9 protein-coding genes are annotated in these 13429 nt (G+C 38.4%); 7 read left to right on the top strand and 2 right to left on the bottom strand.

All coding sequences use genetic code 11. The features are described from left to right. The first annotated feature begins 12 nt into the window (after positions 1-12). From CLOAM_RS06195 to CLOAM_RS06185, 3 genes are read left to right on the top strand one after another with little or no spacing between them, the layout of a single operon-like run. Entirely contained in the window at positions 13-1311 is a 1299-nt protein-coding gene (locus tag CLOAM_RS06195; RefSeq protein ID WP_015425024.1) for a dihydroorotase, read from the top strand. Then, positions 1304-2095, top strand: a complete 792-nt coding sequence (locus CLOAM_RS06190) for a dihydroorotate dehydrogenase electron transfer subunit (RefSeq protein WP_044279013.1) — start codon at positions 1304-1306, stop codon at positions 2093-2095. Before CLOAM_RS06195 ends, CLOAM_RS06190 begins: the two co-directional genes overlap by 8 nt. Then, positions 2080-2997, top strand: coding sequence for a dihydroorotate dehydrogenase (locus tag CLOAM_RS06185; protein ID WP_015425022.1), 918 nt, complete (start codon positions 2080-2082; stop codon positions 2995-2997). Before CLOAM_RS06190 ends, CLOAM_RS06185 begins: the two co-directional genes overlap by 16 nt. 42 nt (positions 2998-3039) lie before the next feature. Here CLOAM_RS06185 and CLOAM_RS06180 read toward each other — a convergent pair whose 3' ends face one another. After that, entirely contained in the window at positions 3040-6564 is a 3525-nt protein-coding gene (locus tag CLOAM_RS06180) for a C25 family cysteine peptidase (protein ID WP_015425021.1), read from the bottom strand. A 174-nt stretch (positions 6565-6738) separates the two neighbouring features. Between CLOAM_RS06180 and CLOAM_RS06175 the strand changes: the two genes are divergently transcribed. Next, the gene (locus tag CLOAM_RS06175; protein ID WP_015425020.1) at positions 6739-7647 is read left to right on the top strand and encodes an endonuclease/exonuclease/phosphatase family protein; all 909 of its coding nucleotides are present in this window, start codon (positions 6739-6741) and stop codon (positions 7645-7647) included. Between the two features lie 259 nt (positions 7648-7906). On the opposite strand, the gene CLOAM_RS06170 is transcribed toward CLOAM_RS06175, so the two are convergent. Then, entirely contained in the window at positions 7907-8860 is a 954-nt protein-coding gene (locus tag CLOAM_RS06170; protein ID WP_015425018.1) for a YitT family protein, read from the bottom strand. Positions 8861-8969: 109 nt separating this feature from the next. Between CLOAM_RS06170 and CLOAM_RS06165 the strand changes: the two genes are divergently transcribed. From CLOAM_RS06165 to miaA, 3 genes are read left to right on the top strand one after another with little or no spacing between them, the layout of a single operon-like run. Beyond that, a complete protein-coding gene (locus CLOAM_RS06165) occupies positions 8970-10631 on the top strand; it encodes a nucleoside kinase (protein WP_015425017.1) in 1662 nt (553 codons plus the stop codon). A gap of 9 nt (positions 10632-10640) precedes the next feature. Beyond that, the gene (mutL, locus tag CLOAM_RS06160; protein WP_015425016.1) at positions 10641-12533 is read left to right on the top strand and encodes a DNA mismatch repair endonuclease MutL; all 1893 of its coding nucleotides are present in this window, start codon (positions 10641-10643) and stop codon (positions 12531-12533) included. Beyond that, entirely contained in the window at positions 12530-13411 is an 882-nt protein-coding gene (gene miaA, locus CLOAM_RS06155; RefSeq protein WP_015425015.1) for a tRNA (adenosine(37)-N6)-dimethylallyltransferase MiaA, read from the top strand. Before mutL ends, miaA begins: the two co-directional genes overlap by 4 nt. Positions 13412-13429 lie beyond the last annotated feature (18 nt).

Below are 13429 nucleotides of genomic sequence, written 5' to 3'. Positions count from 1 at the left end.
AGGAAAAAAACAATGAAGACCTTAATTAAAAATGCCAATATCTATCAAAAGGGAAATTTCATAAAAGGGGAAATCTTAATTGAGAGAAAGAAGATTGTAAAAATTAGCGGAGGAACAGCATCCTCCAGTTACCTTACAGACAAGGTAGATAAAATTATAGATGCCAAAGGCGCTTGTGTGTTTCCTGGTTTTATAGACCTGCATTCGCATTTACGAGACCCGGGACAAACCTATAAAGAAGATATTGTTACAGGAACTAAAGCCGCTGCGCATGGTGGATTTACAGCTGTTTGTGCGATGCCAAATACTGAACCTGTTACCGATAATATTGCTTCTGTAGAATATATCCAATTACGGGCTAAAGATTATGGCTCTGCCAAGGTCTATGTAATTGGAGCTATTACGAAACAGTCAGCTGGTGAAGAAATTGCTGAAATGGCAACAATGAAAGCAGGAGGTATTGTAGCTGTTTCCGATGACGGTAAATGTGTGCAGAATGCACGATTAATGCTTTCCTGTATGAAATATGCCAGTAACTTTGGTTTGCCGGTAATTATTCACCCTGAAGATTATTCCTTAGCCGGAAAGGGACAGATACATTCCGGAAAAGTTGCTACCAAACTTGGACTTAGCGGAATTCCTGGTCTGGCAGAAGAAGTGATAATTGCTCGGGATATTATGCTCGCTGAAAGTGCTGGAGCTAAATTACATATTGCCCATATTTCTACGGCGCGCTCTATAGAACTGGTAAAAAATGCTAAAGATAAAGGACTTCCTGTTACCTGTGAAGTAACACCTCATCATTTGGTGCTGAATGAAGAGGCAAATTTAACTTTTAATACTAATACTAAAATGAAACCTCCTCTGCGGAGTGAAGAAGACCGTCGGGCTTGTGTTCAGGCATTGCAAGAAGGAATAATTGATTGCATTGCTACAGACCATTCTCCCCATGCGGATTTTGAAAAAGAAAGGGAATTTGACTTGGCTCCCTTTGGCATAATTGGCTTGGAAACAGCATTTCCTGTGCTCTATAAAAACCTGGTGCAGACAGGGCAGATAGACCTCAACCGTTTAATTGAGGCATTAACAACTGCTCCAGCCAAAATCCTAAATTTGCCCGGGGGAATTTTAGCTGAAGGAAAAACAGCCGATTTAACTGTTATAGACCTGGAAAAGGAAACTCTTTTTTCCGCGGAAAATATACTTTCCAAAAGCAAAAATACTCCCTGGCTCAATCAATGGTTTCCCGGAAGGGTGATGTGTACTATCTGTGATGGCAAAATAACTTATCTGGATAGTGAAAATGAATAAATCCCAGCCACAATTTCTGGAAAGAGCAATATACTTTAGGGAAGAACTCTCCGGGGACTATTTTATCCTGTGGATTTGGGATGAGGCATTGGGAAAAAAATGCCAGCCGGGACAGTTCTTCCAAATCAGAGCTCACTATAGTATTGCCGATGCGGAAGAAACACGCTCTCTGCCTAAACTCTTTAAACCCATTTCCATTTATGACAATGCTGAAGGGAGAATTGGTTTCTTTATTAAAAAAGTGGGTGCCGGAACAAATGCTCTCTATAAACTGAAAGCCGGTGACCTTTTAGAGCTTATAGGTCCTTTGGGAAACGGTTTTCCTTTAGTTACGGGAAGAAAAATATTACTGGTTAGTGGAGGTATTGGCTATCCTCCTTTGTGGTATTTGCAAAAGAAATTAATTAAACATAATTTGCTTTATTGGGTGCATGGCGGTTCTGGACAAAGTGATGTTTTTCCCTGTGATGAGGTCTGGACAGAAGATGGCAGTTTCGGTAAAAAAGGAATGGTTACAGAAGGAATTAGTAAATTGATTGCAGAAAAAAAGATTGATTTGGTATATAGTTGCGGTCCTGTTCCAATGCTGAAGGAATGTGCAATTATAACTACCGAACTGAATATTGAACATTATTGTTCAATAGAAGCATATATGGCTTGCGGAATAGGTGTTTGCTACGGTTGTGCCATTCCTGTTGGCCAAGAAAACGACTGGAATTATTTACGGGTCTGCAAAGAAGGTCCTGTTTTTAATGCCGGGGAGGTATTATGGAACAAATTCTAAATCCGCTGCAGACCTCTTTGGGACGGCTTAAAGTGAATAGTCCTGTTACTGTTGCTTCCGGCACTTTCGCTTTGGAAAACCTGGATTTTATTGAGCAGGATCATTTAGGTGCTTATGTTTGTAAAACTATTACCCGCTATCCGAAAAAAGGAAATCCGCCTCCGCGTTTATATGAAACGGAAGCAGGACTCCTGAATTCCATCGGTTTACAAAATCCCGGGTTGGATAAGTTTATTGCTGAGGACTTGCCTGTTTTGCGTGAAACCCTTACTGTTCCTTTAATCGTAAGTTTTTCCGGCTCTTCGTTAAAGGAATTTGTTCAAATGCTGGAATGTTTGGAAAAACAAGAGGGAATTTCCGGCTACGAAGTGAATGTATCCTGTCCCAATGTTGAAAATGAAGGTATAGCTTTCGGAATTGATCCCGATGTTGTAAATAAACTATGTGCACTTCTTTCACCTTTAACGGAAAGAGAATTGATAGTAAAATTAAGTCCCAATGTTACGGATATTGCTGTTATTGCCAAAGCTGCTGAAGAAGGGGGTGCTACTGCAATATCATTAATCAATACTATTTGGGGAATGGCAATTGACTACCGTAATGGAAAATCAAGGATTAAAAAAGGAATCGGTGGCTATAGCGGAATCGGAATTAAACCCTTAGCTTTGGCTTTAACTTATCGTGCCGCTCAAGCTGTTAAAATTCCTGTTATTGCTATGGGGGGAATTTATAATTGGCAGGATGCTTTGGAGTTCTTTTGGGCTGGAGCATCTATGATTGCTTTGGGAACAGCTAATTTTATAGACCCTTTGGCTGTGGATAAGGTTTATGAGGGATTATCCTCTTTTTGTCTGGAAAAACAACTTAAACTGAAAGATATAGTTGGGAAAGTAAATAAGTGAACAGTGAGGGGTAAATTCACCTTTCACTGTTCACCCGTTCACCTATTTCAGCAGCAGCATCTTTTTGATTTGGGAACTGCCATTCATATTCAGTTTATAGAGATAAACCCCGGAGGCAACATTATTTCCCTGATTATCTTTTCCGTCCCAAATCAGTTTATGTTCACCGGATAAAATATTATCCTTTAGCAGGGTTTTAATTAGCTGTCCTTTCAAGTTATAAATATTGAGGGTAGCAAACCCTTTTTGTTGCGCGGTAAAGGATATCGTTGTAACCGGATTGAAAGGATTGGGATAGTTATGTAAGTTACATACGGGAACAGGCAAGGTCTCATCTTCATTGGCTACATAATTATCAGGCCAGGTAGTAGTGAATTTAATAGCTAAACCTGGAGTCAAAGGAGTTGCCGTTACAGGATAAGTATTGGCATGGGTGTAAGTTAAACCGCGTAATTGATTATGGTCTTCAATTCCCACAGTGCAATAGTTGGTAGTTATTCCAGGATTATCAACCGTATGATATTGGATTATAATATCGCCATCTTGTTCCAGTTTAGGATAGAGGATAATCTGGAATTTTTCCATAGAAGCATTGGGACCCAAATCTATAGTATATTGATTGTATGCTTTGTTCCATTCAATGAGATAACGATTATTGGCGGAATCATACCAATAGATAATACGCATATTAGCAAAAATAGGATTACCTGATTCATCCTCACCTGTTTTCATTCCTTTAAGGTCATCCCAATAACCAGCAACCATAGCATAAGGACCTAAAGCAGCAGGAATGTAACAATTATAGAAATCGGATTGATCCGTAGGAATAAAAGAAATCCAACCGTTGGAAGACATTGTAACGCTATCATAATCAACACCGTAAAAACGGAAAGTGAAAGGCAGAGGAACCGTTTTCACAGAATCATCCTTACATAAGAAGACATTACCCAATAGGTTGCCTCCTTCAGGATCAAGCTCAATCCATTCATAAATGGGAGTTGAAGGATAACCGAGATCGGTAGAATCATAAGCAAAATAACCATATTCATCAGGTCCTGTAGGAGCATCAGTTCCAGGAGTGCCAGCTGTAATTGCATAAAAACTAAAGTAACTGTAGCCCTCTGCATTAGTGGCATCAAAACGCAGAGGGATATTATTTCCGGGGAAGACATCATTCATCAAAGTTATTGTTGCTGTAAACTGTTTAACTTCATTGGGAGCCAGAGAACCAAGAGCAATAGGGTTGTTTTGAGCAATGGCAGCAGGTGTAAGTGCTTGTATTTGTAAAACAATATCTTCCATCGTAAAATTGCCCAGATTGGTAACCGTGAAAGTAATATTATTTGCCTGTCCTATTTCTAAAACACCTTCATAATTGATTACCTGAATTTTAGCTCCACCGGCAACTAACTGAAACAAACAAGTAACGGAAGGATTATTCAAAGTAACGGTAAAATCAATTATTGCACCGGGTTTAATAGCTCCGGTGGTAATAAAAAGGAAATTTACAGACCCAGTTGCTTCTGGATTCAGAGAAGTGATAGTAGCATTAGGATTATCAATCATAATAGCTGAATGATTACAGGCAAGATTAACAGTTATATTATTATACGCCTGGCTGGAGAAATTTTTTAGCTGTAAGCCAAGGGAATATGATTCATTCGGAGCCAGAATAGTATTAGCTAAATTATTAGAAACAATACCGATAGTGGCATCCGGTTGCAAAGTTAGTTGCTTCACTAAAGGAACATAATTCTTTTTGCTGACGGTTATGGTTAAATTGCCTTCCACATTGGGGTCTATAGGCAAAATAGCATAACCATTTTCAATAGGAGCATAACTGAAGTTGATGCCGTCTTTGGTTCCGGATACTATACCGCTATTCAAGTTAGGGGCATTTATTCTGATATGACTGTCACTTTGCTGAAAAGTAAGTCCACTGGCAATTACGGTTTCTGGAATCTGATTGGGCACTAAAACCCACATATTTAAACTGGGATCACTTAAAATGTTAAACACATGAAAGTAAAAAGCAACATACTGATTGGGGGCAAGGTCATTAGGGAAGTTCTTGTAGAGTTCAATTTTACCCATCAAAACACTGGAACCGAAACTACGCACATCCCAATCCATAATACTGCGAAAAGCTCCACTGGCAATAGAATTATTAAATCGGGTTTTAGTATGTAAATCGGAAGGACCCACAAAAGCAACACAACCTCCCGGATTGGACATCGTTCCCATACGCATCCATTTTTCACCGAAATTCGGGTTTACAGTATTGGCAAAATCACCTGTATTACAAACAATGGAATACACAATCGGCATTTTAGCACCGTTAAAAGTATTGGTCAAATCGGGAATGTGAAAAGAAGGATAATGCCAACCGTTAGCATCACCCCAACCACGATAACTGATAAATTGGACACCTTGATTGATGGACTGTTGAATACTGGTTGTTCCAGGATAAGTTGGAGGACAAAAAACAGTATCAACTTGAGTATAGCCAAAATTAAGCATTTTATCTCTCAACCATTTAGACATATATATAGGAGTAGTAGGTCTTAAACCTCCTTCAGCATAATTTCCGGCAACGGCAAGAGCTCTTTTCATCCAATTGGTATCTGTCATAAAAGGGGTTTTTTCGTAAGCAATGGTTTTATTTATCATTGTAATAAATTCGCTGGCATCGGCAAAGGAAAATCTGCCCGCAATCATTTCCGGAAAGTAATCATCTCCTTCCAGCATTGTGTAATAATTATCATCCGCATCGTTTTCTGTAGGATATTCAGGAGAAACTATAAAATTCGTAGGAATGGCATAAGTTCCATTCACATCACCCCACAGGAAAAGATAGTCGCATTTATAGGTCTGATAATGATTGGCGATGAAATTCTTGATGTCCTGAACGGTGGAACCGATATCTGATTTATTTGCCGTATAAACATCAAAACCGATTGATTTTTTCCAGGCAATATAGTCCTGTTGATAGTTTGTTAATTGGCTGTGAGTTATAATCAGCATTTTAGGACGGCTGAAGGGTATATCCCTTAAATAGGAATCTTGAAAATTATCCGCTAAAGCTTTGTAGGCATCAATAAAAGCGGGGGAAAGAAAGGCAGGAATTTGAAGCGGATAAGAGCCGATTAAGGAAAAATTGAGTTCCTTTAAAGTCCGGATAATATTGTTTTCTGTTATTTGAGTTTCTATCCGAATCGTATAACCGCGCATTTCTCTAAAAGTGAAACCCTGCACAAGAGAAACAGCGTTTTCTAAATGCCTTTGTTCATTATATAAATAATTGCCTTCCGCATCAAAAACATTCCAGACCATAGCCGAAATTTGCAAATCCGCTTCTTCAAAAGGAAAGGCAAGAGTTTTAGTGATAACAGCGCTATTAGCAGATTCACTATCTTCAACATCCATTTCTTCAGGCAAAACCGGCTCTTGTCTCAAGCCCTCAAAATGTGCCTGTAAAGTAGAACCATTAGTATAAAAGGTCTGCAGTGTTGTAGCTGTTAACAAACTGCAGGCAAGCAGAATCAGGATTATTATATATTGCTTCATTTATCCTCCACCTATATTGTGTAGTTAATGTATAATGCAATAACCCTTCCAACCTCGGTAATAATTTTTGCTCTCAAATATTTTACGGAAATTGGTAAAAGAATTGCATTATTATATACTCCTTCCGAAGTTGGGCTTGAAAACCCCGATATTTGGAAGTTTAAGGAATAATAAATGAAAAACGGAAAAACTGTAATAATTGTAATAATAGCGTTGTTGGCGTTGGTCTCCTGCGGGAAAAACACAGTTCTGAATCCTGATGCTAATGATCCTACCGCAATCAATTTCGGAACTTCAAACACGCTGGATGTAATTACCTGGAATTTAAGAAACTTTCCGGAAGGGACGGATTTAACTACTCTTAAAGAAATGATTTCCGCTTTGAATGCGGAAGTTATAGCATTTCAGGAAATTATGGATTATAATGCCTTTATGGATTTGGCGGAAGATATTCCCTATTATGCTGCATGTGTTTATTCTGCCACGGATACTTATCGTCTTGCCTATTTGTATGATACAAGGTCAGTTACCCTTAATAATCAATACACTATTTTTGAGAATGACAGCAATCCTTTTCCGCGTCCACCATACATTTTGGATATAACCTGGAATAACAGTAACTATTTTATTATAAACAATCACTTTAAGGCATACGGAGATAATTATATTGACGAAAGTGACAGCTGGGACGAAGAAATGCGTCGTCGTCTTGCCTGTCAGAAACTGGATAACTATATTTCTACCTCTCTATCGGATAAAAAAGTGATTGTTTTGGGTGATTTGAACGATCAGATTGCCGAACCGGAGGACTATAATGTTTTCCTTAGTTTTCTGAATAAACCAGAGGAATATTACTTTGCCGATATGCCGATTGCTCTTTCTCCAACCTATTCCAATGTTTCTTATCCAAGTTCACTCAGCCATATAGACCATATTTTGATTACCAATGAACTTTTTGAGGATTTTGAAAATGCAGGAAGTTATTGTAGAACAATTTTGGCAGAGAACTGGATGCTGAGCTGGAATACCTATTCTTCTACAATTTCAGATCATAGACCCGTGGGGATTCGTATTTCCAAATAGCATATATAGATTAAACGGATTTTACGGATTAACTCTTCCAGATAATATGGATTAACTCTCACAGATAACACAGATAACACTGATAACACAGATTTATATTTTACAATTTATACTTAAAACAACAATATATTTTTCCCTTTTTTTATTTTTATCTTCATTCTTCATTTTCTTTTGCCAAGTAGCATTGCTTACCCATTGCTTACCCATTACTGATGGCATTAGCAATGGGTAAGCAATGGGTAAGTAATGCCATTAGGGATCACTCACTCAAATTTAAACTGCGTGACTTAAAGCCATATCCCAGAACATCATACACATCCATAATAATCATAAAAGCATCAGGATCAGCGTCTTTTACTATATCTGTAAGCAAAGGCACTTGACGACGGTTCAACACCACGAAAAGTATTTTTATATCTCTCTGATGAAAACCGCTAACTCCATTGAGATAGGTAACTCCGCGTTCCAGTTTAGTAAATATTTGCAGGCGAATTTCCTCCACGGCATCGGAAATGATATAAGCACCTTTAATATAAGGTAAACCTTCACTTGCTAAATCGGTTATTTTAGTTGTAATAAATAGATTTACATAACCCCAGATAAGAAGTTTAGGTGCTTTAAAGGTAATAGCTACCAGCAGGATAATTCCTGTTTCCACAATAAAGTATCCCGTTCCAATAGAAAGATTTGCTTTTTGTTTAATGAGTGCTACAGGAATATCTGTTCCTCCTGTGGAACCACGAAAACGAAAAATCAGTCCTAAACCCAATCCCAATAATACACTACCGGCAATTGCACTTAAAAGTATATCTTCCGGAGCAAGCATAGCGTAGATTTTATGACCGTTAAGAATATGTGTATAGGGCTTTAAATCGGAAATAATTCCCATTTTATGTAAAGCAGGAAAACTTAAAAGGTCGGTCATAATTGAACTTACAAACATACCATACAAGCTTTTGCTACCGAAGGATTTGCCGATAAAGATAAAACTAATGATAAACAATGGAATATTCAAAATAATCATAGAAACACCATTGGGAATTCCCAAAAAGTAATATAAAATCTGTGATATACCTCCTACCCCTCCAGGAGCCATATTATAGGGTAATAAAAACCAGGAATAACCCATAGCGAAAAAAAAGGAAGCAAAGACGATTCCTACCAAGCGTCCTATTTCTCTTTGCAGATGCTGTTTTTTAGTATTCTTTAGCATTTTCTGTCTCTCCTAAATTCTTGACTAAATCTTCATCATTAAATCTTTGGTTTATGAAAAAATAACATTATACATCCCCATTATTTGAGGGAACAACAGGAAACAAAAGATGATTTTAGACATTCGCATAAACGGAATCAAACACACTTTGCTGAAACTGGATAGACCCTGTTCACTGGCAGATATAATGAAAAGAACGAATATAGATCAATCCAGTATATTAGCCATTAAAATTAATCATCGGGAATATGTCAATGAAGATTACATCCCAGACAGGGAAACATTGATAGATTTTATTACCTATCTTCATCCCGAGGGCTATAGAATTTATCAGGATAGCGTTATTTTTATTATGGCTAAAGCATTGCATACTTTGATGGGAACAGCGCACTCTCTGGTAGTTGAACATTCCATTGCCGACGGTGTTTTCTGTGAGGTTTTCAACACGCAAAATTTTACGGAAGCGGATTGCAGTCGCCTCAAAACAGCAATGCAGAATATTGTGGATAGCGATTTGCCGATTGAAAAAATTATGGTTAAAACCGAAGAAGCATTGGATATCTTTAGTGCTATGGGTCGCAATGATGTGCTTAAAAATTTGAAATATCACTATCAGGAAAATGTGGAAATTTATCGTTGCGGAAAATATTACGATTGTTTCGTTCATCCTTTGGTGGAAAGAACAGGAAAAGTAAAGACCTTTGATATTGTTTATCGCTCTCCTGGCTTTATTTTACGCTTTCCCAGCCGGGATGAAAAGATGGAAATAAAACCCTTTGAACTTCCGTATAAACTCTTTGCCCAGCATCAGGAACACGATAAATGGCTGGATATTTTACGCGTCCATAACATTATAGATATCAATAAATTGATTGATAATTACGAAATTTCGGAATTTATTCAGGTGGAAGAAGCATTGCACGAGAAAAAAATAGCCGAAATTGCTGCCGATATAGTTACCAAACAGGATGTGAAACTGATTTTGATAGCGGGTCCTTCCTCTTCCGGCAAAACCACTTTTGCCAAAAGATTGGGAGTTCAGCTTCAGGCATGTAAAGCCAAACCGGTAGTTATTGGAATGGATGATTACTTTTTGCCCCGGGATAAAACTCCTCGCAAACCCGATGGTGAATACGATTTTGAGTCCATTTATGCTATGGACCTGGAATATTTGAATATGCAAATGAACCAATTGCTGGAAGGCGAACAGATTGAATTGCCCCGCTATGATTTTACCAGAGGCCTGCGTCGTCACAGCAATAATTTCGTAAAACTTGCCCCTAACAGCATAATTATTATGGAAGGTATTCACGGTTTGAATGAAACATTAACTTCTTCCATTGCTGCCAGCAGGAAAGTGAAAATTTATGTTAGCGCTCTTAATCAATTGAATATAGATAATCATAACCGTATTTCTACAACCGATTGCAGATTGCTCCGCAGAATTATTCGCGACCATCGTTATAGAGGTTATAGCGCGGAAGAAACAATAATGCGCTGGCAGGATGTGCGCGAAGGTGAAGATAAAAACATTTTTCCCTATCAGGAAAATGCGGATTATATGTTCAATAGCAGTTTAACTTACGAGATTGGAGTAATTCGTAAACATGCCTGGAAATTGCTTTTAGGCGTTTCTCCTTCCTCTTCTGCCTATATGGAAGCCAAGCGTCTTTCCGGTTTAATTGCCAATTGTAAAGATATTGCCGATTCCCTGGTGCCCTATAATTCTATTATCAGAGAATTTACGGACGGCAGTATCTTCCGTTATTGAGGTTTTCAAGTGCCTAATATCCATATTTTGGCAGAAGATGTCCGTAATAAAATTGCTGCAGGAGAAGTAATTGAACGCCCTGCTTCAGTGGTTAAAGAACTGGTAGAAAATGCTATTGATGCCGGTGCTGATAGTATAATTGTAGCTATAGAAAACGGCGGTAAAGATTTGATCAGGGTTATAGATAACGGCTGCGGAATGAATGCTGATGATGCAATGCTGGCTTTTGAACGCCATTCTACCAGCAAAATAAAGACGGTGGAAGATATTACCCATATCGGTTCCCTGGGTTTTAGAGGTGAAGCATTACCCTCAATTGCCTCTGTTTCCAAATTACATTTGGTTACCAGAACTGCTGAGGAAGAAATGGCTACGATTGTAGAATATGCTAACGGCAAATTAAATAATGTAACTAAGACCTCTGCCAACATCGGAACTGCTGTAACTGTGCGCGGATTATTCAAAGACCTTCCGGCAAGAAGGAAATTTTTAAAAACGGCACCAGTGGAAGCCAGGCACATTATTAAATATATTCATTATCAAGCATTGGTTTATCCTCAAATCAGTTTTCGGTTGGTGATAGACGATAAGGAAAAGCTGAATTACATTGCCTGTCCAGAAAGAAAACAGCGTATTGAAGAGGTCTTTGGTAGTGGTTTTTTTGCAGATGATGTTATTCCCGTAGAAGGAAAATATAACGATTATTCCGTAAGCGGTTATATCTTTGGCTTGGAAGATAGAGCAGATAAACTGATTGATGCACAATACACTTTTATCAACGGACGCTATATTTTTGATAAGACAGTGCGTCACAGCATTAAAGCCGCCTATGAACCCTTTATCTTAAAAACCCGCGCCTGGCAAAAAGGAACTACACCTCCCTATATTCTTTTTTTGGAAATTCCCCCGGAACAAATTGATGTGAATGTTCATCCTGCCAAACTGGAAGTTCGTTTTCGGGAAAATAATCTGGTGCATTCTTTGGTTTTGGAAACGCTTACCAAAGCACTCCGCAATTATGAAGACCAAAAGTTCGCCAGTGCACGCAGTAAATTTCAAGGGGGAGGAAAAGGAGAAAAAGTAACTTCCCTGGAACGCGATATCTTTGTTAAAAATATAGAAGTTCCGCGTTTTTCCGCCTACAAAAAGGAATTCGGAAATCTCTTTCAGGATGACCTTTTTCGTAGTGAGCAAAGTTCTACTTCCCCAAAAGATATGCCCATTTTTAACCCTGCTCAAGAAGAAAACGCAGAGCAGGAGATTTTTCCTGACCAGCCCAATGATCAACTGAAATACGATATCCTGCTGAAAAATGAAGAGGACTATATCAATCCCTGGCAGTTTCACAATACCTATATTTTTATCCAGGTGGAAGATGGCTTGGTGATTATTGACCAGCATGCAGCTCACGAAAGAATAATTTATGAGAAATTGATTCAACGCAGTGAAGGAGCTCCTGCTGTGCGTCAAAAACTTATTATTCCCTTAGTTATTGACATCCCACCCTATATTTCTACCGAGATTAAAGACCTGGTGGAAGAAAATATGGAACTTTTGGAAAAAGTGGGTTTCACCCTTAAACAATTTAGTGGAAACTCACTGGTAATAGAAGAAATTCCAGCTGAATTGACTGATTTTGCCAGCGGTCAGGTCTTTATTGAAATTTTAAAGCAACTGGAACAGGAAATGGAAATTACTACTGATTTCAGAGAGTGCCTGGCAAAGTCAATTGCCTGTAAATCCGCTATAAAAGCCAATCATAAACTTACCCGCAAAGAAATGCTGAATTTAATCAATCAGCTTTTTGCCTGTCAAACACCCTATTTCTGTCCTCATGGCAGACCTCTGATGCTAAAAATTCCGGTAACCGACTTTGAGAAAAAGTTCAAACGCACTTTATGATTCCCGTTATCACTATTGAAGGAGCAACGGCTTCCGGAAAATCCGCATTGGCTATTGTTTTGGCAGAAGCATTAAACACAGAAATTATTTCTGCCGATTCCCGTCAGGTTTACTGCTATCTGGATATCGGAACTGCCAAAGTAACCAAAGAAGAACAAAAAAGAGTTAAACATCATTTAATTGATATTATAAATCCCGATGAGACATATAATGCCGGGGCTTTTGTTAAAGATGCCTCTCTGATAATTGAAAAACTGCATTCCGAGGGTAAAATTCCTATTATTTGCGGGGGCACGGGCTTATATATAAAAGCTCTCTTAAAAGGGCTTTTTTCACTTCCTCCCCTGCCTCAGGAAATCAGACAAAATTTGAAACAACGCCTTAAAGAAGAAGGACTTGCAGCTTTATATGCAGAATTGAAAAGTTTAGACCCTCGTTTTGCGGAGAAAATAAGCGAAAATGATACCCAAAGAATCTTGAGAGGATTGGAAGTTGCAATTGGGACGGGAATTCCCCTTTCCGAACATTGGCAAAAACAAAAGAGCAGCTGTAAATATAATGCTTTTCGTATTTTAATTGATATTCCCCGTCCGGAACTTTACCAGCGCATCAATCAGCGCATAGAAAAAATGCTTGCTCAAGGTTTGCTGGCTGAAATTGAAAACCTTTTTGCCTTAGGTTACGATGAAAATTCACCAGGTCTCAATTGTCTCGGTTATAAAGAATTTCTGCCATACTTCAAAAAAGAGGCAGGTTTGGAGGAATGTATTCTGTTGGCTGCTCAGCATCAACGCAATTATGCCAAAAGACAGGTTACCTGGTATCGGAAAGGCAATTTTGATTTAGTTATTTCTCCGTCTGGAATTACTACTTTTTAATATTCCGGAAAAACGATA

This window comes from Candidatus Cloacimonas acidaminovorans str. Evry, assembly GCF_000146065.2.
GTDB classification, from domain to species: Bacteria; Cloacimonadota; Cloacimonadia; order Cloacimonadales; family Cloacimonadaceae; genus Cloacimonas; species Cloacimonas acidaminivorans.
Note: the sequence above shows the minus strand (reverse complement) of the source record. Positions and strands in the feature narration are given on the sequence as shown.